The sequence below is a fragment of the Niveibacterium umoris genome, from assembly GCF_014197015.1.
Lineage (GTDB): Bacteria > Pseudomonadota > Gammaproteobacteria > Burkholderiales > Rhodocyclaceae > Niveibacterium > Niveibacterium umoris.
The window spans coordinates 343,485-365,719 of sequence record NZ_JACIET010000001.1; the positions used below are offsets into that span (position 1 = coordinate 343,485).

The following is a 22,235-nucleotide window of genomic DNA, read 5'->3' on the forward strand; positions in this document are numbered from 1 at the left end:
GAGCGCCCGCGTGAAGACGTAAAGCCTTGAATTATCGCACGTTCGTGCCGGCAAGGAACGACCTTGGCGCGCGTGCAGCGAGTACCTACGCTGCGTTGGCGACGCCCGCGCCGTTGCCGCCGGGATCGCGCTTCCCGTAGAGCAGCGGCGTCACCTGATCGGCCGGCATCGGCTTGGCGAACAGGTAGCCCTGCGCGGAATGACAGCCTTCCATCGTCAGGAAATCCAGCTGCGCAGGGTGTTCGACCCCTTCGGCGATGACGTCGAGCTTCATGCTGCGGCCCAGTTGCACGATGGTCCTGACGATGGCCGCGTCGTCCGGGTCGTTCGCCACATCGTTGACGAAGCTGCGATCGATCTTCAGCCGGTCTACCGGGTAGCGTTTGAGGTAGGCAAGGCTGGAGTATCCGGTACCGAAGTCGTCGATCGACAGCTTTACGCCGATCGCCTTGAGCTCGTGCATGGTCCGCATCACATCGTCGGCGTTATGCATCAGCAGCGATTCCGTCAGTTCCAGTTCGATCATGCCGGCCGGCAGCGCGCAGCGGTCCAGTGCGCTGCGCACCTTGGCGACGATGTCGCTGCGGCGGAACTGCAGTGCCGACAGGTTCACCGCGACGGTGATGCCGCTGATGCCCTCGTCACGCCAGCGCCGGGCCTGCGCGCAGGCCTCGTTCAGCACCCATTCGCCGATCGAGACGATGAGGCCGCTTTCCTCGGCAACCGGGATGAAGCGCGATGGCGGCACGCTGCCAAGCGTCGGGTGGGTCCAGCGCAGCAGGGCTTCGACGCCGAGCACTTTCGCGGTGGTGAGTTCGACTTGCGGCTGGTAATGCAGGCTCAGTTCGTTGTTGGCGATCGCCTGCCGCAGGGCGTTTTCCAGGCGCAGGCGCTCGATGGTCGAGAGGTTCATCGCCTCGGTGAAGAAGCGGAAGGTGTTGCCGCCAGCGTACTTGGCGTTGTACATGGCGGCGTCGGCGTTCTTGGATAGCGAATCGACGTCGATGCCGTCTTCCGGATACAGCGCGATGCCGATGCTGGCGCCGGTCGAGAGCGTCTGGGACTGCACGTCGAGCGGCACCGAGAGGCGATCGATGATCTTGCGCGCAATGTTTGCAACGTCCTGATCCTCGACGCATTCGAGCACGATGATGAACTCGTCGCCGCCCTGGCGCGCGATCGTGTCGGTGTCGCGTACGCAAGTGCGCAAACGCGCGGCCACCGCTCGCAGCACGTTGTCGCCGAAGTCATGGCCGAGCGAATCGTTGATGTTCTTGAAGCGGTCAAGATCGATGCAGAGCAGGGCGGCGCGCTTGTTGGCCCGCAGTGCCCGCGCCATTGCCTGCTGCAGCCTGTCACGCAGCAGGGTGCGATTCGGCAGGTCGGTCAGCGGATCGTGATGGGCCAACCATTCGAAACGCGCCTTGGTGGCGCGCCGCTCGGTTACATCCTCGATCGAGCAGATCAGCTGTTCGGGTTCGCCCTGGGCATTGCGCATCACCGACACCGTGCTGCTGACCCACAGTTCGGCGCCGTACTTGTGGCGCAGTCGCGCTTCAAGGTTGAACGACGATTGCGTGCCGGCGAGGCAGGATTCGAGTTCTACATGGAAACTCTCGCGAGCGCCGTTTTCGGTGATCGCGGCAAAACTGCTGTGCAAGAGCTCGCTGACGTCGTAACCGGTGATGCTGCTGAAGCGCGGGTTGACCTGGACGAAGCGGGTGTCGAGCGCAAGTATCGCGATACCGACCGGTGCGTTCTCGACGGTGAGACGGAAGCGGGCGTCGCTGGCACGGGCGGCCGCTTCGGCACGCTTGATGTCGGTGAGTTCGACATCGATGCAGTACATCTCGGGCTCGCCATAGCGATTGTGGGTCATCACGTGGCTTGAGAACACCGACACCGTTGAACCGTCCTTGCGCAGCAAGTCCAGTTCGCCGGCTGGAATCGGTTCGCCGGTGTCGAGCCAGCGCTGATGCAGGCGGATCACGTCTTCGCGCATCGGCGCGGGAATGATCAGGTCTTCCAGCAATCGACCGCGCGTTTCGGCCGCGGTGTAGCCGTAAAGGCGCTCGCTTGCACTGTTCCAGAACACGACCCGGCGCGACGGGCTGTAGCCCTGCACCGAGATGTTCGGCACTTGCTCCATCACCGCGCGGAAGCGCTGTTCGCTGTCGGTCAGCGCATGCTTGAGCGAACGGTCGGTGGTGACATCGATCAGCACGCCACTCAGCGCTACGGCGCGGCCATCAGCGTCAAACCGCACCACCACCAGATCACGCACGAATACCTCATGGCCATCAGCATGGAGCATCCGGTATTCGATCTCGTAGCGTTCGCTCTCGGCCGCATGGGCGGTGTCGAGCGCGACCGCGAAGCCGCGGTCCTGTGCGTGCAGGCGCGACTGCCAGAAGCCCGGCTGCAGCCATTCTTCGATCGGGAAGCCGAGCAGCGCCGGGGCGAACGGCGACACGAAGGTGAAGCGCCGCGCCGGCAGCTCCGCCTCCCAGAACACCAGATCCAGCCCCTTCGCCAGCTCAGCGAAGCGATCGTCAGACATGCATGCTTGCTCCGTCCGGTTTGGGACGATCGGGTCGCGATGCCCGGTCGTCGCAGGTCTACCCCGTGCCGCCTTGAAGCTTGTCGAGCCTTATAACCCAGAAGTCACGGTGTTGCGTGGATTAACGGCCGCAGCAGACGAAGCTTGAGCGCATGTTTTCGATAATCAGTCGATTCGCAGGTTCTTCGACCAACGGTGATAGATCGCCTCGGCGACCTGTTGGCTCACAGGCAGCGCCGACGGGGTTGCCGCGTGAATGCCCGGGATGCTCTGTACGCCGGGCGACGTGTGCGTCGCGATCTCGGCCTGGCCCTCATGGCTGGTGGTCCAGGCGGCGATTTTTTCGGTGGTGATCTCGCAATGGAACTGCATCGCGATGTGCTTCTCGCCAATGCTGAAAGCCTGGTTCGCACAGTAGGGACTGGTGCCGAGCAGCACGGCGCCGGGCGGCAGGTCGAAGCTGTCGGAATGCCAATGGAAGATCGGGAACTGTGTGGTGCCGAACCATTCGAGCGCTGCATCAGCGGCATGTGCGTCGATCGGGATCCAGCCGATCTCGGCCTGTGGCGCCCGGCGAATCCGTGCGCCGAGGGCGGAGGCCATCAGTTGGCCACCGAGGCAATGCCCGAGCACCGGGACTTCCGCTTGCATCGCGGCGCGGATCAGGCGTTCGGTGTCGCGCAGGTGGGCGAGATCGTCATTCACGCTCATCGGCCCGCCCAGCACGCACAGGCCAGCATAGCTGTCGATCGTGGCCGGGACCGCATGGCCCCGCCAGACCTCGATGATGTCGAGGGTGTGGCCCTGTCGTTCGGCCCAGTTCGCGAAGTGCCCGGGGCCGTCATTGGCGACGTTCTGGATCACTGCAATCGGTTTGCTGCGCATGGGTTTCCTGAGTTTGTCCTGACGGGTGGTCGGGGCAGCGGTCGTGGCCGGGCAATGACCGGCGCACGCCATGCCGAAATTGTCGTTGTCAGCGCAAAAAGTCAAATGGTACTATCACAACTGCAATTACGGAAAACCAATAGAACCATTGCGGTGCATGACGCCTCAGACTGGTGCCCCGGAATGCATAGACTTGCCCAGAGGACCCGCAATGAGTGATCACGCCTTTCCGTTCCTGTCCGCCGGCACCTTCCTTCTCGCGCCGACGCGCCAGCAAGCGCCCGACCGGCCCTTCTGCGTCGCCGGCATCGCGTGGGATGGTTCGGTGACGAACCGGCCGGGCGCACGCTTCGGGCCGTCGGCCATTCGCCGCGCCAGCCAGATGCTGTGCGACGCCGAGCACCCGGTGTTCAACCGCGCGCCACACGGCCATGTCTGCGACGCGGGCGACCTGTTCCTGCCCAACACCAGTCTAGACACGATGCGTGCGGCCCTGCAGCCGCAAGCCGAGGCACTGATTGCCGCGCATCGCATGGCCTGGATCGGCGGCGATCACTCGATCACGCTGCCCTTGTTGCGTGCCTACCGCAAGGTGCTCGGCCGGCCGCTCGCGCTGGTGCATTTCGATGCGCACTGCGACACCTGGACCGACCACTTCGGCGAACCCTCGGGGCACGGCACCTGGACCTACGAAGCCCTGAAGGAGGGCCTGGTGATCCCGGAGGCCACGGTGCAGATCGGCATCCGCTCGGCTGGTGTGCGTGAAGCGCGCGAATACGTGAATACCGTTGGCGGGCGAGTGTTTACCGCGCGCGAGATGCGCGGCGCCGAAAGCCCATCGCAACTCGCCTTTGTCATCGACGAGATTCGCCGCCGGGTTGCGGCCGCAGGCAATCCGCCCCTTTATCTGTCGCTCGATATCGATTGCCTGGATCCGGCCTTCGCGCCCGGAACCGGTACGCCTGAACCGGGCGGAATGACCTCCGCCCAGGTGCTGACGATTCTCGAAGAGACGGCCGATCTGCCCTGGGTCGGCATGGACTGCGTCGAAGTCGCGCCGCCCTACGATGTTTCCGAACTCACCACCAACGCCGCCTCCACCTTCCTGTGGACCTGGCTCGCCGGACAAGCCCGATGAACGCCCCTTTGCCCCGATTCTCCGAAGATGCGCGTGAGCAGTCGCTCACCACACATTCCTACTACCTCGCGACGGCGCCGGCGGCCGGCCCATGGCCGACGCTGCAGGGTGCGGTGCAAGCGGACGTTTGCGTGGTGGGTGGTGGTTTTGCCGGCTTGTCGTCTGCGATCGAGCTTGCTCAGAAGGGCTTCAGCGTCGTGGTGCTGGAAGCCGAGCAGGTCGGCTGGGGCGCGTCGGGGCGCAACGGTGGGCAGGCCATCGTGGGCCACGCGTCGGACGCGCCGTTCGAAAGCCAGCTCGGCGACGCCGATGCCCGCACCGCCTGGTCGGTGACCGTGGAAGGGCTGCAGTTGATCCGCGAACGGATCGCGCACTTCAACATCGATTGTGATTTCGTGCCCGGCTACAAATACCTCGCCGTCAACGAGCGCAAGGCCCATGCGCTGTACGAGTGGTACGAACATGTCACCAGTTTCTACAAGCACCCTTACTGGTCCTGGATCGGGCGCAAGGACATCGGTGCGCACATTGCCAGCCCGCGCTTTCACTCCGGCCTGCACGACACCTTGTCGGGCCACCTGCATCCCTTGAAGTACTGCCGAGGGCTTGCGCGCGCAGCGGATAGCCTTGGGGTGAAGATTTTCGAGAACAGCCGCGTCACAGCGGTGGAACGGGGCGACCGCCCGGTCGTGAAGACGGCCAGCGGACAAGTGCAGGCGCGCTTCGTGGTGTTGGCGGGCAATTGCTATCTCGGCGGCCTGGTGCCGGAATTGCAGTCGCGCATCATGCCGGTCGGCACCTATGTGGTGGCCTCCGAGCCGTTGCAGCCGGACGTGGCAGATTCGCTGATCCGCGAGCGCGCGGCGGTCTGCGATTCGAACTTCGTGCTGGACTACTTCCGCGTCTCGCCCGATCACCGGGTGCTCTTCGGTGGTCGTGTCAGCTACAGCGGCATGACGCCGCCCAATCTCAGGGCGGGCCTCAAGCGCCGCATGCTCAAGACCTTCCCGCAACTGGGCGAGGCGGTGAAGGTCGATTACGCCTGGGGCGGCTTCGTCGATATCTCGATGAACCGCGCGCCGGATTTCGGCCGACTGGCACCGAACATCTATTACCTGCAGGGCTTTTCCGGGCACGGTCTGTCCTTGACTGGCGTGGCCGGGCGCTTGGTGGCCGAGGCGATCGCCGGGCAGGCGGGCCGCTTCGACATCTACGCCCGACTGCGTCACCGACCCTTCCCCGGCGGGAATTTGCTGCGCACGCCCGCGCTGGTGCTGGGCATGGCCTGGTATCGCCTGCGCGACATGCTGTGAACGGCGCGATGCGCGTCAGGGAGTCTTCGTGAGTCGTATTGTTTCGTTCAATGAAAGCAGCGCGGCGCCGGAGGCATTCGCACCGGCAGCGGAGCGCATCGTGTCCGGCAACCCGCAGCAGGTGGCGCTGAATCACTACGAAGGCGCCGACGGCCGTTTGCTCGCCGGTGAGTGGCGCTGTGATCCCGGTGCCTGGCGGCTGGTCTATGACCCGGACGAGTACGAGTTCTGCCAGATTCTGGAAGGGCACATCCGGCTGACGGATGAAGCGGGCAGGGCGCGTGAGTACCGGGCGGGCGATGCCTTCGTGATCGAAGCGGGTTTCCGCGGCACCTGGGAGACTTTGAGCTACTGCCGCAAGCACTACGTGATCTGCCGGATCCCCGCGGCCTGACTATCCGGTGCGGGGGCGGCTCGATTCGCCCCCGCAGCGTGTTCGAAGCGCCAGCTCAGTTGTTCGGCACCAGTTCCACCCGACGGTTCTTGGCCTTGCCGTCTTCACTGCTGTTGCTCGCGACCGGGCTGGCAAAGGACACGCCGACCGGCGTGAGGCGCTTGCGGTCGATCTTGTACTGGCTGGCAAGCACGCCGATCACCGCTTCGGCACGCCGGCGCGACAGATCCATGTTCGCTGCGAAGCCGCCCACGTTGTCGGTGTGGCCGACCACCAGCAGGTTCAAGCCCTGATTGCTCGTCAGCAATCTTGCGATCTGTTCCAGCGTGTCCCTGGACTCGGGCTTCACGTCGGCCTTGCCGGAATCGAAGTACAGGCCGTAGAGCGCAACCCGTCCGCCGGTGTTGATCGCCTGTGCCATTTCCTCCGCTTTGACGGTCACCATCTTTTGCGCCATCGCCTGTTGTTCCAGCAGGTCGACGATCACCACGGTGCGATCGTGGAAGGCCTTGCAGTAGAGATCATCCTTCAGCGAGAAGGCGAGCACGGCGGCGACCGCGTTGCCCTTGGGCAGATCAAGACTGGCGTAACGCTGCTCCGATGTGCGTGAGGTCTGGGCGCAGTTGCCGTTGGTAAAGGCTGCTTCCTTCACACGGTTCTCCGGCCACAACACCATCGCGATGCTCTGGTCGCCGCCGCCGCCGCTGCTGGTGCGCGCGGGGTCGCCGCCGCAGTCGGGGCTCTTGCACTCGAACAGGGTTTTGCCGCCTTTGGCTGCTGCGTCGTTCTGATAGTTGCGTATCGCTTGCAGCGGCGAAACGCCCGCCGGCAGCAGGTAAACCAGCCGCGTGCGGCGGCCCTCAAGCTGACGACTCTGCGTCGGCTCAAACACGTTGTTGTTGTGGGCGTCGCGTTTGTTCGCGTCGGCGACCCGCTTGAGAGGGCCGAGCGGCAATGTCAGCTCGTCGAACTCCTTGGTCTCATACGAGACGATCAAGGCGCCGGCGTAACGGCCCAGCAGGGGCGAGTCTTTCGCGCCCGCGATGTCAGCTTTCGGAATCGATGCATCGCCCAGCGCAATGCCGGAACACAGCAGCAGGAACAAGCTCAGCAGGCGTTTCATTGGGGTCCCCTGTCGGTCAAGTCGCAAAGCGGCAGCATGCAGCCACCAACGGATTGCAGCGTGATATCCGGGTTCATCCTGCCGGGCCGCGTCCGCCAGAGGCTTGATCCAGCTCACGGCGCTCAGGTGCGCATGCGTTGCAGCGTGTGGGGCCTAAAAGCGCGGTGACAAGAAAGGGGGAGCAGACGCGGATGGGTGCTCGACAGCGCGCACCCGAATCCAGGGCGCTTGCCCGCGTGCGCTCGGATGCTTGGGTGGTCTGCGACGCGCGACGGCCCTTTGGGTCAGCGAACCGTGGCGGAGGGGTCGAAATGGCAAAACCGGGAGCAGGGCTCCCGGTCGTTCTTGCTGCAAAGGCGCTTCAGCCGCCGCGCATCTTGCGGCGTTTTTCGTAGCGCTCTTGCGCTTCGACGCTGTACGTCGCGGTGGGGCGGGCGATCAGGCGTGCGATGCCGATCGGCTCTCCGGTCTCTTCGCACCAGCCGAAGTTGCCGGAATCGATCCGCTGCAGGGCTTCGTCGATCTTGTGCAAGAGCTTGCGTTCGCGGTCGCGCACGCGCAGTTCGAGGGTGTGATCTTCTTCGACGGAAGCACGGTCAGACGGATCGGGCGTGGCTTCGTTTTCCTGCAGGTGCAGTGTCGTGTGCTTGGCGGACGCCAGCAGTGCATCGCGTTCGAGTGTCAGTCGCTCGCGAAAGAAGGCGAGCTGTCGCGGCGACATGTAGTCGTCCATCGGGGCCGCGAGCATTTCTTCCTGGGTCGGAATCGTTCTGGGGGCGTCGACGGTTTCGTTCATGGTCTCTTCTCCTGTTGGCCCGTGCCCGGGGTGCGCCGTTGATGCTGTCGCCGGCCCGGTCATGTGCATAGCGTTTCCTTGATGTTCTTGGGCTCGTCTCGCCGCGTGTGCGCACCATACACCACAACCATGTCAGGTGTACGCAGGGCACGCATGTGAGCCTACCGCGAATGTACTGGCAGCGATCTGCCGCCCATCAACTCCTCAGCTACGTCCGGCGGAGGCGGCCTTCACCACGTTGCCCAGCAGGCGGCCGTAGTAGGCAATCTTGTCTGTCGGGACATACGCGTAGCCAACGACCAGGCCACGTTCCTTCTGTGGGCCGATGTAGTAGGTGGACAGCGCACGCACATGCAGCCCCTGTTCGGCGGCTTCCTGGGCCAGCCGTTCGTCGTCGGTGCCGGGCGGCAACTGGATCACCAGGTGCAGGCCGGATTCTTCCTTCGACAGGCTTGCCGCATTGCCGAGAATCGGCTTCAACGTGCGCTGCAATAACTCCCGCCGCTGGCCGTACAACTGCCGGATGCGCCGCACGTGGGTCGCAAAGTGGCCCTGTTCCAGGAAGTCCGCCAGGGCCGCCTGCTGCATCATCTGGCCCGGTCGCTGCAGGTCGTACAGCGCACTGCGGAACGGCGCAACCAGTGCCGGTGGTACCACCATGTAGCCGACCTTGATGCCCGGATACAGGATCTTGGAAAAGGTCCCCATGTAGACCACGCGATCGTGGGTGTCGAGACCTTGCAGCGACGACAGCGGCCGCCCGGTATAGCGGAATTCGCTGTCGTAGTCGTCTTCCAGGATCCAGGCGCTGGTGCGGGCAGCGATGTCGAGCAGCAGGCGCCGCCGCGCGAGGCTCATGACGACGCTTTTCGGATACTGGTGCGAGGGAGTCAGGTAGATCAGCTTGGGTTGAATCTGCAGATCGTCTTGCTGGGGGTTCATGCCCTCGTCGTCGACCAGCACCGGGTGCAGGTTCAGGTCGCGCGACTCGAAGACGCGCTGCGCCCCCCAGTAGCACGGATCTTCAACCCAGGCGGTATCGCCGGCATCGGCCAGCAACTGCGCGCAGAGGTCGAGCGAATGCTGAGTGCCGCCGGTAATCAGAACCTGATCCACCGTTACCCGTACCGAGCGCGAGACCCGCAGGTAGTCGGCAATGGCGCGGCGCAGCGGCAGGTAGCCGCCGTTCTGACCATAGTCCAGCAACTCCGGCCGAGCCTCGCGCCAGTATTTGTTTTGCAGGCGTTGCCAGAGCTTGATCGGGAACACCGAGAAATCGTCGTCGCCCGGAACGAAGGGCTGGATCTCATATCGATGGCCCGAGGCGTGTTCCGCGACCCGGCGGCCACGTACCGACAAAGTGGTCTCATTGACGATAGTGGTGCCTTCAAGTGGTGCGTGCTGCGGTGCAGTGGCACCATCTTGATGCGAATTCTTGATTTGTCGGTTGGGTGCCAATTCGTCAGTGGCTGGTTCGGGCAGGGTGTCGGCGACGAAGGTGCCGCTGCCGGTGCGCGAGCTGACATAGCCTTCGGCCAACAGCTGTTCGAAGGCGGTTACTACGGTGTTGCGCGAGAGCCCAAGATCCCTTGCCAGATCTCGTGTTGAAGGGAGTTTGCTGCCAACGGGAAGGCGCCGTGAGAGCACCGCTGAACGAATCGCTTCGTACAAGCGGCGATGGCGCGGCACGTTTCCCGCGCGGGCGCGCTGGTCCATTTCGGCCAGGATCAGATCGGCAATTGGCAGGGAGCTCACAGTGGTACCGTTGAGATTTTGAAAGTGGCGCTTTCAATAATACCAAAACGGGCTACATTGTCACTACCAATTGGATGCTTCAGCGACCACACTGTGTGGGTGGGACGCAGGGCGCGAGCGAGGGGGGAACCATGCTTGTAGGCGTAACCAAGGAAATCAAGAATCACGAGTACCGCGTCGGCATTACGCCGGCAGGTGCTTCGGAGTTGGTGCGAAACGGGCACCGGGTGATGGTCCAGAGCCAGGCGGGGGCCGGCGTTGGATTCACAGATGAACACTATGTCGCGGCAGGCGCTCAGATCGTGCCGGACGCAGCCACGGTGTTCGCCGAGGCCGAAATGGTCGTCAAGGTCAAGGAGCCGCAGCCGCAGGAGTGCCGCGCGCTGCGCCCGGGTCAGGTGCTGTTCACCTACCTGCATCTCGCGCCGGATCCCGAGCAGACGCGTCTGCTGGTCGATTCCGATGCGGTCGCCATCGCTTACGAAACCGTGACCGACGATCGCGGTGGTCTGCCGCTGCTCGCGCCGATGAGCGAAGTGGCGGGTCGCATGGCGATTCAGGCGGGCGCGAAGGCGCTGGAAAAATCCCAGGGGGGTGCTGGCGTGCTGCTGCCGGGTGTTCCCGGCGTGCCGGCGGCCAAGGTGCTGGTGCTCGGCGGTGGCGTGGTCGGCGTGAATGCTGCCCGCGTAGCGATGGGCATCGGCGCGCAGGTCACGATTCTGGATGTCTCGCTCAACCGCCTCAAGGAACTTGACGCGCTGTATGGCCCCAACCTGCAGACGCTGTATTCGAACCGCGCGAATCTGGAAGAGGCGCTCGGCGAGGCCGATCTGGTGGTTGGCGCCGTGCTGATTCCGGGCGCTGCCGCGCCCAAGCTGATCACCCGCGACATGCTCACGCTGATGAAGCCCGGTTCGGTGATTGTCGACGTGGCGGTGGATCAGGGCGGCTGCGCTGAGACCACGCACGCCACGACGCACCAGGACCCGACTTACATCGTCGATGGCGTCGTGCATTACTGCGTGGCGAACATGCCCGGCGGCGTCGCCCGTACCTCGACGCTGGCGCTGACGAATGCGACCTTGCCCTTCGTGCTGCAACTTGCAAACAAGGGCTATCGCAAGGCCCTTGAGGATAACCGTCACCTGCGTAACGGGTTGAACATCCACCGCGGCAAGGTCACGTACGAAGCGGTCGCTCGCGACCTTGGTTACGAGTACCACGCCGAATTCTGAAACCGGGTTGTTCCGCATGAAAAAGCCCATCGTCCTCGTGCCGGCCTGCAGCAAGATGCTGGGCTTGCATCCCTTCAACGCGGTTGGCAAGAAGTATCTCGATGCCGTCGCGCAGGTGGCCGACTGCCAGCCGCTGCTGATACCGGTACTCGGCGATACGCCCGATCTGGATGCGCTGCTCGATCTGGCTGATGGCGTGATGTTGACCGGCTCACCATCCAACGTGCATCCGAGCCACTTCGACCAGCCGGTGCGCAATCCGGACTTGCCGCTCGACCCGGCGCGCGACGCGGTGACCTTGCCACTGGCGCGTCGCGCGATCGAGCGGGGCGTGCCGATGTTTGCCGTGTGCCGGGGGTTTCAGGAAATCAACGTCGCGCTCGGTGGCACCTTGCATCAGGCGGTGCACGAGGTGGCTGGGTTCAACGATCACCGCGAAGACAAGACCGCATCGCTTGATGTGCAGTACGGCGAAGCCCATCCGGTGACCTTGTCCGGTGCGCTTGCCGACATCGTGGGCGCGACGCGGGTGGGCGTGAATTCGGTGCACGGCCAGGGCGTCGACCGGCTTGCCGATGGTCTGATCGCCGAGGCCGTCGCTGACGATGGCCTCGTCGAAGCCTTTCGCGTGGCGGGGGCGCCTGCCTTTGCGATGGCGGTGCAGTGGCACCCGGAATGGAAGGCCGCCGAGAACCCAGTGTCGGTAAAGATCTTCAACGCCTTTGGTGATGCTTGCCGTCAGCGCGCGCAGGCGCGGAGCGCTGGATGAATCGCGAATCCCGTTTTGTCGTCTGGCTGGCCTGCATGCCCTAGGGGCTGCGGCTTCAGACCAGAGGGTGCGCAGCGAACCCGGGCCCGGGAACGAAAACATCGGGACACATCGCTGCACTCGACAGGAACCCAGAGAGACTGAACATGACGTTGCGTGACAATTTTTCCCATCAGGATATGGAGCGGTGGCTCGACGAGAAGCGCGTCACCGAACTTGAGTGTCTGGTCCCCGACCTGACCGGCGTGGCGCGCGGCAAGATCCTGCCCCGCGAGAAATTCACCCAGGACCGCGGCATGCGTTTGCCGGAAGCAGTGGTGGCTGGCACGGTGACCGGCGAGTATCCCGACTCGGACGAAGGCTATAGCGCCGTCATTTCGGGCAACGACCGCGACATGATCCTGCTGCCCGACCCGGCGACGGTGCGTCTGGTGCCGTGGGCTGTCGACCCGACCGCGCAGGTGATCCATGACTGCTACTTCGGCAACGGCAAGCTGGTCGACTTCGCGCCACGCAGCGTGTTGCGCCATGTGCGCGATCTTTACGCGGAAATGGGCTGGAAGCCGGTCATCGCGCCGGAGCTGGAGTTCTACCTGATCGCGCGTGCGCCGGATCCGGATATCCCGCTGCGTCCGCCGGTGGGCCGTAGCGGCCGCTCCGAGACCAGCCGTCAGGCGTACTCGATCGACGCGGTGAACGAGTTTGATCCGCTCTTCGAAGACATCTACGACTACTGCGATGCAATGGAGCTGGATGTCGATACGCTGATCCACGAAATCGGCGCCGGCCAGATGGAGATCAACTTCCTGCACAACGAGCCGCTCGGCCTCGCGGACAAGGTGTTCTTCTTCAAGCGCACGCTGCGCGAGACCGCACTGCGTCACGACATGTACGCGACCTTCATGGCCAAGCCGATGGCGGGTGAGCCGGGTTCCGCGATGCATGTGCACCAGAGCGTGGTGGATGCGAAGACCGGCGAGAACATCTTCAGCAATCCGGACGGCACCGCATCGAAGGCCTTCTATCACTACATCGGTGGCCTGCAGAAGTACCTGCCGGCGTGCATGGCACTGCTCGCGCCGTATGTGAATTCCTATCGCCGCCTGGTGCGCCACACCGCTGCGCCGATCAACGTGCAGTGGGGCGCGGACAACCGCACCGTCGGCCTGCGTGTGCCGCACTCCGACCCGCGCAACCGTCGGGTTGAGAACCGCGTGATCGGCGCCGACGCGAATCCTTACCTCGCTTTTGCGGCCACGCTGGCGTGCGGCTACCTCGGCATCAAGGAACAGATCGAGCCGACGCCGGAAGCGAGCGGCAGCGCCTATGACTCCGACTACCAGTTGCCGCGCAGCCTCGCCGAGGCGCTCGACCTGTTGCGCGGTTGCGAACCGCTGCGGCAGGTGATCGGTGATCGCTTCGTCACCGTGTATTCGGCGGTGAAAGATCACGAGTATGAGGAATTCATGCGCGTCATCAGCCCGTGGGAGCGCGAGCACCTGCTGCTGCACGTCTGATTTCCGTTCCGGATGAGCCTCGCGGCGAGCGGGGCACGGGACATCGCTTGTCTGCGAAAACGCATTCGAAGGATTACGACATCATGAACATGAACGACAACACCCGGATCGATACCCAGGCCATTCAGGCCATCGACGGCGCGCACTACCTGCACCCGTTCACCGACAACCAGGCGCTGGGCAAGAAAGGCGCCCGGGTGATGGTGAAAGGCGAGGGCATCTATGTGTGGGATTCGGAGGGGCACAAGATCCTCGACGGGATGTCTGGCCTGTGGTGCGTGAACGTCGGTTACGGCCGCAAGGAACTGGCGGATGCTGCGTACAAGCAGCTGCTGGAAATGCCGTACTACAACAGCTTCTTCCAGACCACCAACATCCCTGCCGCGCAACTGGCGAAGCTGCTGACCGAAGTTACGCCGCCGCAGTTCAACCACGTGTTCTTCTCGGGTTCCGGTTCGGAAGGCAACGACACGGTGGTGCGCATGGTGCGCCGGTACTGGGACCTGCTCGAGCAACCGCAGCGCAAGGTCATCATCAGCCGTCACAACGCCTATCACGGCTCGACGATGTGCGGCGCTTCGCTGGGCGGCATGAGCGGCATGCACGCGCAGGGCGATCTGCCGATCCCGAACATCACCCACATCGAACAGCCGTACTGGTACGAGAACGGCCGCGACATGGATCCGGACGCCTTCGGCATCAAGGCGGCGGGCTGGCTGGAAGCGAAGATCCTCGAGGTGGGCCCGGAGAAGGTTGCGGCCTTCATCGGCGAACCGGTGCAGGGCGCCGGCGGCGTGATCATCCCGCCCAAGACCTACTGGCCCGAGATCCAGCGCATCTGCGACAAGTACGGGATCCTGCTGGTCTCGGACGAAGTCATCTGCGGTTTTGGCCGTCTTGGTGAATGGTGGGGCTGCGAGAAGTTCGGCTACAAGCCGGACCTGATGACCTTCGCCAAGGGCGTGACCTCCGGCTACGTTCCCCTCGGTGGTGTCATGGTGGGCGATCGTGTCGCGAACGTGCTGCTCGAGAAGGGCGGCGAGTTCAACCACGGCTATACCTACTCCGGCCATCCGGTAGCGTGCGCCGTGGCGATCGAGAACATCGACATCATTCGCCGCGAGCATCTGGTGGAAAAGGTGCGCGAAGAAACCGGCCCCTACCTGAAGGAGAAATTCGAGGCCCTGGCGGACCACCCGCTGGTGGGTATCGCCGAAACCTGCGGGCTTGTCGCCGGTTTGGTGCTTGTGAAGGACAAAAAGACGCTCGAAGCCTTCGACTCTGCACTGGAAGTGGGCATGGTTTGCCGCGGCCACATGTTCGGCAATGGCATGATCATGCGCGCCGTCGGTGACCGCATGATCATTGCACCACCCTTGGTCATTACCCGTGCCCAAATCGATGAAATGGTGGCGCTGATCCGCCTGTGTCTCGACAAAACCTACGAAGATCTCAAGCAGCGCAACTGGATCTGAGCAGAATTGCAAATTGTGCATGTGCACAGGTCCGATTATTGCTAAGTTTGCTGCATGCGCCGGAATGTCGCTGGGTGAGGGTCACCCGAACATTCCGGCGGGAAGTTTGATTCGTTCCTCAGTCACACGATTTTTGCCACCAGGAGGCTTCTGATGAAAGTGTTCTCGAACCGCACCGTCAAGCGATGTGCGGCAGTTGTTTGTGCCGCGATGTCCTTGGGCGCCTTCGCGGAGGAAGAAAAGGTCCTGAACGTCTACAACTGGTCCGACTACATCGCCGAAGACACGATCAAGAATTTCGAGAAAGAAACGGGCATCAAGGTCCGCTACGACAACTTCGACAACAACGAAATCGTTCACGCCAAGCTGGTGGCAGGCAAGACTGGTTACGACGTCGTGGTGCCCTCGTCCTATTGGGGCAAGATCCAGGCCGACGGTGGCCTGCTGATGAAGCTCGACAAGAGCAAGCTTCCCAACCTCAAGAACCTCGACCCTGATTTCCAGGCGTCGCTGGCGAAGCTCGATCCGGGCAATCAGTACATGGTCAACTGGCTCTGGGGTTTCACTACGGTCGGCATCAACGTTGACAAGGTCAAGGCGGCGCTTGGTGGCACGCCGATGCCCGACAACGTGTGGGACCTTGTCTTCAAGCCGGAATACATGTCCAAGCTCAAGAGCTGCGGCGTGTCCTTCCTTGATTCCGCGACCGAGATCGTTCCGGCGGCGCTGCACTACCTTGGCAAACCGGCCTACAGCAAGAACGTGGCGGACTATGCGCAGGTGCCCGCGTTGCTCAAGAGCGTGCGGCCGTACGTCACGCTGTTCAGTTCGTCCGGGTACATCAACGACATGGCCAACGGATCGATCTGCGTTGCCTTGGGCTGGTCGGGTGACATCAACATTGCTCGTCAGCGTGCGATCGACGGCAAGACAGGCCAGAACATACAAGCGTTGCTGCCGAAGACCGGTGGCATCGTATTCATGGACACGATGGTCATCCCAGCCGATGCGCCGCATCCGGAAAACGCGCACAAGTGGATCAACTACATCATGCGTCCGGAAGTTCACGCCAGCCTGACCAACAAGGTCTTCTACGCGAATCCGAACAAGGAATCGAAGAAGTTCGTGAAGCCGGAAGTCGCCAGCAACCCGACCGTGTTCCTGTCTGACGAGGACATGAAGAAGATGGCGATGCCGGATGCGATCAACAACGACATCCGTCGTCAGATGACACGCATCTACACATCGTTCAAGACCGGCCTGTAAGCGACAGACTGGGCGAAAGACAACGGAGGGAGGGGAATGGTGGTTTCGCAAGCACCGGCGTTTCTGCAGATCAGGGATGTCGTCAAAGACTTTAGCGGCGTGAAGGCGGTCAATCACGTCAGTATCGATATCGCCAAGGGGGAAATCTTCGCGCTGCTTGGTTCCAGCGGTTGCGGCAAGACGACACTCTTGCGGATGCTTGCGGGATTCGAAACCCCGACCTCCGGTCGCATCATCCTCAACGGGCACGATCTGGCGGGACTTCCGCCCTATCTTCGCCCGATCAACATGATGTTCCAGTCGTACGCCCTGTTCCCTCATCTCACGGTAGAGGAGAACGTCGCCTTCGGCCTGAAGCGCGATGGCATGCCCAAGGACGACATCGTTGCCCGCGTCGAGAAGATGCTGAAACTGGTGCAACTGTCGAAGTACGCCAAACGCAAACCTCACCAACTCTCCGGTGGTCAGCAGCAGCGCGTGGCGCTGGCGCGCAGTCTGGCGAAGCGTCCGGATCTGCTGCTGCTCGACGAGCCGCTCGGTGCACTCGACAAGAAGCTGCGTGAAGAAACCCAGATCGAGCTGGTCAACATCATCGAGCAGGTCGGCGTGACCGTGGTGATGGTGACGCACGACCAGGAAGAGGCCATGACCATGGCCTCGCGCATCGCGATCATGAGCGAAGGCAACATTCTGCAGATCGGTGCGCCGAGCGATATCTACGAGACGCCGGCCAACCGGTTCGTCGCGGACTTCATCGGCAACGTCAACCTGATGGACGGCAAGCTGGTCGATGACAACCCCGACCACGTGATCATCGAGTGCGATGACTGCCAGCACTACGTTGGACACGGTATCACCGGCACCGAAGGCATGCCTGTCTCGGTGGCCGTGCGGCCCGAGAAGATCCATGTCACCCGTGAGCGCCCGGAAGGGGCCTACAACCACGTTCGCGGCACGATCAAGGACATGGTCTATTTCGGCAGCCACACCGTCTATCACCTGCAACTGGGCAGCGGTCTGGTGCTCAAGGTCAGCGAAAGCAACATCGCGCGCCATCGCGACGATCCGCTGACCTGGGGCGACGAAGTGTGGGCGAGCTGGACCCCCTTGTCACAGGTTGTTCTTACCCAGTAAGGGCGGTCGCCTATGAGTGCCAATCGTTTCGTGGCGCGTCTGCGCAAATCAAAGCTGCTGAGCGGGCGCTCGGCTGTCATTGGTGTGCCTTACGCCTGGCTACTGGTATTTTTCCTGCTGCCTTTCCTGATCGTCATGAAGATCAGCGTTTCCGAGATGGAGACGGTGCACTTCAAGGATCTGCTCACATACAAGGACGGGCTGCTGCAGCTGACGCTGAAGTTCAGCAATTACGAGTTCATCGCGGAAGACCCGCTCTACTTCAAGACCTACCTCGCGAGTCTGAAGTACGCGGCAATCACCACGGTCATCTCCTTGCTGATCGGCTACCCCTTCTCGTACTTCATGGCGCGAGCAAAAGCCTCGTTGCAACCAGCGCTGCTGATGATGGTGATGCTGCCCTTCTGGACGTCCTTCCTGCTGCGGGTATATGCCTGGAAGGGGCTGCTCGGCGAAAACGGCTGGGTCGCCAACCTGCTCGAATGGTTGCACGTTGACCATCTGCTTGTGGCCGCGGGCCTGATCCCGGCGCTCGGCAAGTTCATGAATACACCGTTCTCGTTGGTGCTGGGCATGGTCTACACCTATCTGCCCTTCATGATCCTGCCGCTGTACGCCAACCTCGCGAAGATGGATCTGCGCCTGCTGGAAGCCGCGGCGGATCTGGGGGCGACGCCGTGGACGACCTTCTGGAAGGTCACCGTACCGCTCTCGAAGGCTGGGATCATCGCCGGCTCGATGCTGGTGTTCATTCCCTGCGTCGGCGAGTTCGTGATCCCTGAACTGCTGGGTGGGCCGGAGACGCTGATGATCGGCCGAGTGCTGTGGGACGAGTTCTTCGGCAATAACGATTGGCCAATGGCTTCCGGAGTGGCTGTCGTGATGATCTTGCTGATCATCGTGCCGCTCGCGATCTTCAACAAGTACCAGGCTGAAGCGCAGGAGGCCCGCTGATGAATGGCAAGAAGCCGCCGATCTTCGGCGAAACGTTCAATCGCCGTTTTGGCAAGTCTTGGCTGGTGGGAGGCTATGTCTTCCTCTATCTGCCGATTGTTGCTCTGGTGATTTACTCCTTCAACGATTCACCGCTGCCGACCACCTGGGGGGGCTTCACCTTCAAGTGGTACGGAAAGCTGGTGAACGACACCGAGATGTTGTCCGGTTTCTGGCTTTCGTTGAAAGTGGCCTTCTTCACCGCGTGTGCCTCGGTGGTCCTTGGCATGTTCGCCGCCTTCACGCTGGTCAAGTACAAGCGCTTCTTCGGGCGCACGATGTTTACCGGCATGGTCAACGCGCCGCTAGTGATGCCTGAAGTGATCGTCGGGCTGTCGCTGCTGCTGATGCTGGTGTCAGTGCAGCGCTGGCTCGGTTTTCCCGAGCGCGGTGCGGCGACGATCTGGATGGGCCACCTGCTGCTTGGTCTGGCCTATGCCACTGTCGTCATCCAGGCGCGTCTGCAGGATCTGAACCCGCAGATCGAAGAGGCTGCGATGGATCTGGGGGCAAAGCCGCATCAGGTGTTCTATCTGGTGACGATGCCGATGATCGCCCAGGCGCTTGCCTCGGCCTGGCTGCTGACCTTCACGCTGTCTCTCGACGACGTCGTGTTGTCGGCGTTCCTGTCCGGTCCGGGCTCCACAACGATGCCACTGGTGATCTTTTCGCGCGCACGTCTTGGTCTGAACCCGAGCGTGAACGCGGTGGCCACCGTGATCATCTTTGTTGTCTCGATAGCCGTCATTACCGCCAGTTACCTGATAGCGCGCGCTGAGCGTCAGCGTGCGAAAGAAATTGCGGCCGCGCAGCGGTCCTGAACCCAAACAGATCCAAACCGATTTGACCCAAGAGGAGAGCCTGATGAAAGTCCTGAAGCTCACGGCGCTTGCGCTGGGTGTTGCGGCCGCGTTCCCGGTCGTAGCCGCCGATACGAACAAAGAGCTGCTCAACGAATTGCGCGCACTCAAGCAGCGTGTGACCGAGCTCGAACAGAAGCTGCAGGCTGAAGAGGCCAAGAAGGCGGTCGCTCCGGCAGCGGCGGCCGTCGCCCCGGCACCGGCTGGCATGACGCCCGACCAGCAAGCCGAGTTCAACCGCGTGACAGTGAAAGCCGAAGCCCTGGAAGATGCGCGCGATGCCTCTGGCCTGCGCGGCATCAAGTTCTCCGGCTACATGGACCCGGTCTACATCTACAACAAGAACCAGAACCGCGCCGGCTTCCAGTTCCTGAATCAGACGGCAGAGGACGGCTACAACTACGACAACTCCTACTTCGGCATGGCCGTGCTGGACATCCTGAAGGAAACCGAGAGCGGCACGCAGTGGCACCTTGCCCTTGCGGCCAACCGTGGCGTCGGCGAGACCTTCAACGCTGGCAACGTGATCCAGGAGGCGTCAGTCTCCGTGCCCTTGGGCGATTTGCAGCACCGTTTCATCGCCGGCCAGATTCCGGACTGGTCGGGCTATGAGTATCTGCCCGGTACGCAGAACAAACTCATCACGCACAATCTCCTGTTCGATTTCACGCTGCCTACCGCGTACACCGGCGCCGGCTATTTCTTGATCGACGGCAAGTGGCAGGTCAAGGCTATGCTCGCCAACATGAACGCAACCAAGCGAAACGCGGGCGAGAAGACGCCGGCGTTCGTCTACCGCGTGGATTACTCCAAGGGCGAGTTCAACGGCTTCGGATTCGCCGGCGTGCATGGCAAGGCACCGAATTTCCGCGCGACGGTGGCAGGGCTGGATACCAACCCGATCACCGGCGAGGCTTATTCGACCAAGGACACTTCGGTCAACTTGTTCGAGGTCGACGGCTACTTCATTCGCGGCGACGTGACCATGCAGGCCCAGTTGTCCTACGGCAAGCAGAAGCAGGCGGCGATTACGGCTGACCCGGAAACCGGCGAACTGCGCGACGCAACGTGGTATGGCGCATCGATTCTTGGCGCCTACAAGTTCACGCCGCAACTCGAAGGTATTGCCCGGGCTGACTACATCAAGAACACGAAGAACGGTGGCGGCCTGCTCGGCTATACCCAGTCGGACGGTCGTAACGGTATCGGCTATGGCTACGTGTTCGACGACGTCTCCGGTTCCTGGGTTGCCGGTGATACCGAAAAGGGCCCGCAGCGCTATGCGCTCAGCCTGGGCCTCGGTTATGCCTTCAACACCAGCACCTCGTTCAAGGCCGAGTATCGCTACGACGCTTCGAACGTTGCGAACTTCCAGGTCACCAGCGACGGGTCTTACCGCAAGAACAACCACTTGCTCGGAGTCGGAACGGTCGTTCAGTTCTGACCGCAGGGGCCGGTCGGTCTGGGGGGAGCGACCGGTCTCTTTTTTTGAATTGGCGGCAGGCCAAAGCGTCGCCGCACATACGCAAGCCACGGACGGGATTCATGGAACTGCAACGCAAAGACCTGCTGCGCCAGCAGGCCTATATCGATGGTCGCTGGTGTGACGCCGACAGTGGAAAGACTGCCGAGGTCATCAACCCCGCGACGGGGGAAATACTGGGGACGGTTCCGATGGCCGGCGCCGCGGAAACGCGCCGTGCAATCGAAGCCGGTCGTGTCGCACAGAAGTCGTGGGCCGCCAAGACTGCCAAGGAGCGCGCGGCGATCCTGCGCCGCTGGTTCGACCTGATGATGAAGCACCAGGACGACCTTGCCCGCATCCTGACCGCAGAGCAGGGCAAGCCGTTTGCCGAAGCGAAGGGGGAGATCGCCTACGGTGCCTCGTTCATCGAGTGGTTCGCCGAAGAAGGCAAGCGCATCTACGGCGACACGATTCCGCAGCACCAGGCCGACAAGCGGCTCATCGTCATCAAGCAGCCGATCGGCGTGTGCGCGGCGATCACGCCTTGGAACTTCCCGAACGCGATGATCACCCGCAAGGCCGGTCCGGCGCTCGCCGCCGGCTGCGCGATGGTGCTCAAGCCCGCGACACAGACACCCTTCTCGGCGCTGGCGCTCGCGGTACTGGCCGAAGAAGCTGGCCTGCCGGCAGGGCTCTTCAGCGTCATCACCGGCTCGTCGACCGAAATCGGCGGCGAGATGACCAGCAACCCGACGATCGCGAAGCTGAGCTTTACCGGTTCGACCGAGGTGGGCCGCATCCTGATGCGCCAGTCGGCGGACACGATCAAGAAGCTCTCGCTCGAACTCGGCGGCAACGCGCCCTTCATCGTGTTCGACGATGCGGACCTCGACCAGGCGGTCGAAGGCGCCCTGATCTCCAAGTTCCGCAACACCGGGCAGACCTGCGTGTGCGCAAACCGGCTCTTTGTGCAGGAGGGCGTGTATGACGCCTTCGCCGCCAAGCTCGCCGCCAAGGTTGGCGCGATGAAGGTTGGCAACGGCATGGAAGACGGCGTGCAGCAAGGCCCGTTGATCGACACCAAGGCGCTGGCCAAGGTCGAGGAGCATGTCGGCGACGTGCTTGCCAACGGCGGGGCCCTCGCCACCGGCGGCAAGCGCCATGCGCTGGGCCGCACCTTCTACGAGCCGACCGTGCTGACCGGCGTCACCCGTGACATGAAGATCTTCCGCGAAGAAACCTTCGGCCCGGTCGCACCGCTGATCAAGTTCAAGGACGAGGCAGACGTCATCGCCATGTCCAACGACACCGAGTTCGGGCTTGCGAGCTATTTCTTCAGCCGCGATATCGGCCGCATCTTCCGTGTCGCCGAGGCGCTGGAGTACGGCATGGTCGGCGTCAACACCGGCCTGATCTCCAACGAACTCGCGCCCTTCGGTGGCGTGAAGCAATCGGGCTTGGGACGTGAGGGGTCGAAGTACGGGATCGAGGACTATCTCGAGATCAAGTACATCTGTCTCGGCGGCATCGACCGCTGATCGCTCACGCATGAACCTA

General features: G+C 62.7%; 18 protein-coding genes. 13 read left to right on the forward strand and 5 right to left on the reverse strand.

Features of this window, described 5'->3' with window-relative positions:
- Positions 1-85: 85 nt before the first annotated feature.
- The gene (locus tag GGR36_RS01510; protein ID WP_183631141.1) at positions 86-2,560 is read right to left on the reverse strand and encodes a sensor domain-containing protein; all 2,475 of its coding nucleotides are present in this window, start codon (positions 2,558-2,560) and stop codon (positions 86-88) included.
- A gap of 165 nt (positions 2,561-2,725) precedes the next feature.
- The gene (locus GGR36_RS01515) at positions 2,726-3,445 is read right to left on the reverse strand and encodes a type 1 glutamine amidotransferase (protein ID WP_183631143.1); all 720 of its coding nucleotides are present in this window, start codon (positions 3,443-3,445) and stop codon (positions 2,726-2,728) included.
- Positions 3,446-3,656: 211 nt separating this feature from the next.
- Here GGR36_RS01515 and speB point away from each other — a divergent pair, with 211 nt between their 5' ends.
- The 3 genes from speB to GGR36_RS21780 are packed head-to-tail and all read left to right on the forward strand — an operon-like array spanning position 3,657 to position 6,290.
- Positions 3,657-4,583 carry an agmatinase gene (gene speB / locus GGR36_RS01520; RefSeq protein ID WP_183631145.1) on the forward strand — a complete coding sequence of 309 codons (927 nt, stop codon included), beginning with the start codon at positions 3,657-3,659 and terminating at the stop codon, positions 4,581-4,583.
- Positions 4,580-5,896, forward strand: a complete 1,317-nt coding sequence (locus GGR36_RS01525; protein ID WP_183631148.1) for an NAD(P)/FAD-dependent oxidoreductase — start codon at positions 4,580-4,582, stop codon at positions 5,894-5,896. The genes speB and GGR36_RS01525 overlap by 4 nt, the downstream gene beginning before the upstream one ends.
- A 28-nt stretch (positions 5,897-5,924) precedes the next feature.
- Positions 5,925-6,290 carry a cupin domain-containing protein gene (locus GGR36_RS21780; protein ID WP_183631150.1) on the forward strand — a complete coding sequence of 122 codons (366 nt, stop codon included), beginning with the start codon at positions 5,925-5,927 and terminating at the stop codon, positions 6,288-6,290.
- A 55-nt stretch (positions 6,291-6,345) separates the two neighbouring features.
- On the opposite strand, the gene GGR36_RS01535 is transcribed toward GGR36_RS21780, so the two are convergent.
- The 3 genes from GGR36_RS01535 to pdxR all read right to left on the reverse strand — a co-directional run bounded on the left by GGR36_RS01535 (position 6,346) and on the right by pdxR (position 9,964).
- Positions 6,346-7,413 carry an OmpA family protein gene (locus tag GGR36_RS01535; protein WP_183631152.1) on the reverse strand — a complete coding sequence of 356 codons (1,068 nt, stop codon included), beginning with the start codon at positions 7,411-7,413 and terminating at the stop codon, positions 6,346-6,348.
- Between the two features lie 361 nt (positions 7,414-7,774).
- Complete coding sequence (dksA, locus tag GGR36_RS01540) at positions 7,775-8,209, reverse strand: RNA polymerase-binding protein DksA (protein WP_183631194.1); 435 nt, start codon at positions 8,207-8,209, stop codon at positions 7,775-7,777.
- Positions 8,210-8,413: 204 nt separating this feature from the next.
- Entirely contained in the window at positions 8,414-9,964 is a 1,551-nt protein-coding gene (gene pdxR / locus GGR36_RS01545; protein ID WP_207064331.1) for a MocR-like pyridoxine biosynthesis transcription factor PdxR, read from the reverse strand.
- 131 nt (positions 9,965-10,095) lie between these two features.
- On the opposite strand from pdxR, the gene ald reads away from it, so the two are divergent.
- The 10 genes from ald (at position 10,096) to gabD (ending at position 22,216) form a co-directional block, all read left to right on the forward strand.
- Complete coding sequence (gene ald / locus GGR36_RS01550) at positions 10,096-11,199, forward strand: alanine dehydrogenase (protein WP_183631196.1); 1,104 nt, start codon at positions 10,096-10,098, stop codon at positions 11,197-11,199.
- A gap of 16 nt (positions 11,200-11,215) precedes the next feature.
- Positions 11,216-11,968 (forward strand): gamma-glutamyl-gamma-aminobutyrate hydrolase family protein, encoded by a 753-nt coding sequence (locus tag GGR36_RS01555; protein ID WP_183631198.1) that lies wholly within the window; start codon positions 11,216-11,218, stop codon positions 11,966-11,968.
- A 146-nt stretch (positions 11,969-12,114) separates the two neighbouring features.
- Positions 12,115-13,485 carry a glutamine synthetase family protein gene (locus GGR36_RS01560; RefSeq protein WP_183631200.1) on the forward strand — a complete coding sequence of 457 codons (1,371 nt, stop codon included), beginning with the start codon at positions 12,115-12,117 and terminating at the stop codon, positions 13,483-13,485.
- Positions 13,486-13,568: 83 nt separating this feature from the next.
- On the forward strand, positions 13,569-14,960 hold the full coding sequence (locus tag GGR36_RS01565; RefSeq protein WP_207064330.1) for an aspartate aminotransferase family protein: 1,392 nt from the start codon (positions 13,569-13,571) through the stop codon (positions 14,958-14,960).
- Positions 14,961-15,113: 153 nt separating this feature from the next.
- The gene (locus tag GGR36_RS01570) at positions 15,114-16,226 is read left to right on the forward strand and encodes a polyamine ABC transporter substrate-binding protein (protein ID WP_183631202.1); all 1,113 of its coding nucleotides are present in this window, start codon (positions 15,114-15,116) and stop codon (positions 16,224-16,226) included.
- Positions 16,227-16,262: 36 nt separating this feature from the next.
- A complete protein-coding gene (locus GGR36_RS01575) occupies positions 16,263-17,360 on the forward strand; it encodes an ABC transporter ATP-binding protein (RefSeq protein WP_183631204.1) in 1,098 nt (365 codons plus the stop codon).
- Positions 17,361-17,372: 12 nt separating this feature from the next.
- Positions 17,373-18,314: an ABC transporter permease subunit gene (locus GGR36_RS01580; protein ID WP_183631206.1), complete on the forward strand. Its 942-nt coding sequence runs from the start codon at positions 17,373-17,375 to the stop codon at positions 18,312-18,314.
- Positions 18,314-19,174, forward strand: coding sequence for an ABC transporter permease subunit (locus GGR36_RS01585; protein ID WP_183631208.1), 861 nt, complete (start codon positions 18,314-18,316; stop codon positions 19,172-19,174). The genes GGR36_RS01580 and GGR36_RS01585 overlap by 1 nt, the downstream gene beginning before the upstream one ends.
- Before the next feature lie 43 nt (positions 19,175-19,217).
- Positions 19,218-20,657 carry a DUF3138 family protein gene (locus GGR36_RS01590; protein WP_183631210.1) on the forward strand — a complete coding sequence of 480 codons (1,440 nt, stop codon included), beginning with the start codon at positions 19,218-19,220 and terminating at the stop codon, positions 20,655-20,657.
- A 101-nt stretch (positions 20,658-20,758) separates the two neighbouring features.
- Positions 20,759-22,216, forward strand: a complete 1,458-nt coding sequence (gene gabD / locus GGR36_RS01595; RefSeq protein WP_183631212.1) for an NADP-dependent succinate-semialdehyde dehydrogenase — start codon at positions 20,759-20,761, stop codon at positions 22,214-22,216.
- Positions 22,217-22,235 lie beyond the last annotated feature (19 nt).

Bases quoted from the DNA above. Each gene is read 5' to 3' on its own strand.
- speB (WP_183631145.1), top strand. From the start codon at position 3,657: ATGAGTGATCACGCCTTTCCGTTCCTGTCCGCCGGCACCTTCCTTCTC.
- GGR36_RS01515 (WP_183631143.1), bottom strand. From the start codon at position 3,445: ATGCGCAGCAAACCGATTGCAGTGATCCAGAACGTCGCCAATGACGGC.
- GGR36_RS01575 (WP_183631204.1), top strand. From the start codon at position 16,263: ATGGTGGTTTCGCAAGCACCGGCGTTTCTGCAGATCAGGGATGTCGTC.
- GGR36_RS01565 (WP_207064330.1), top strand. From the start codon at position 13,569: ATGAACATGAACGACAACACCCGGATCGATACCCAGGCCATTCAGGCC.
- GGR36_RS01535 (WP_183631152.1), bottom strand. From the start codon at position 7,413: ATGAAACGCCTGCTGAGCTTGTTCCTGCTGCTGTGTTCCGGCATTGCG.
- GGR36_RS01525 (WP_183631148.1), top strand. From the start codon at position 4,580: ATGAACGCCCCTTTGCCCCGATTCTCCGAAGATGCGCGTGAGCAGTCG.
- GGR36_RS01585 (WP_183631208.1), top strand. From the start codon at position 18,314: ATGAATGGCAAGAAGCCGCCGATCTTCGGCGAAACGTTCAATCGCCGT.
- GGR36_RS01555 (WP_183631198.1), top strand. From the start codon at position 11,216: ATGAAAAAGCCCATCGTCCTCGTGCCGGCCTGCAGCAAGATGCTGGGC.
- gabD (WP_183631212.1), top strand. From the start codon at position 20,759: ATGGAACTGCAACGCAAAGACCTGCTGCGCCAGCAGGCCTATATCGAT.
- GGR36_RS01590 (WP_183631210.1), top strand. From the start codon at position 19,218: ATGAAAGTCCTGAAGCTCACGGCGCTTGCGCTGGGTGTTGCGGCCGCG.
- GGR36_RS01580 (WP_183631206.1), top strand. From the start codon at position 17,373: ATGAGTGCCAATCGTTTCGTGGCGCGTCTGCGCAAATCAAAGCTGCTG.
- GGR36_RS01510 (WP_183631141.1), bottom strand. From the start codon at position 2,560: ATGTCTGACGATCGCTTCGCTGAGCTGGCGAAGGGGCTGGATCTGGTG.
- GGR36_RS01570 (WP_183631202.1), top strand. From the start codon at position 15,114: ATGAAAGTGTTCTCGAACCGCACCGTCAAGCGATGTGCGGCAGTTGTT.
- GGR36_RS01560 (WP_183631200.1), top strand. From the start codon at position 12,115: ATGACGTTGCGTGACAATTTTTCCCATCAGGATATGGAGCGGTGGCTC.
- dksA (WP_183631194.1), bottom strand. From the start codon at position 8,209: ATGAACGAAACCGTCGACGCCCCCAGAACGATTCCGACCCAGGAAGAA.
- ald (WP_183631196.1), top strand. From the start codon at position 10,096: ATGCTTGTAGGCGTAACCAAGGAAATCAAGAATCACGAGTACCGCGTC.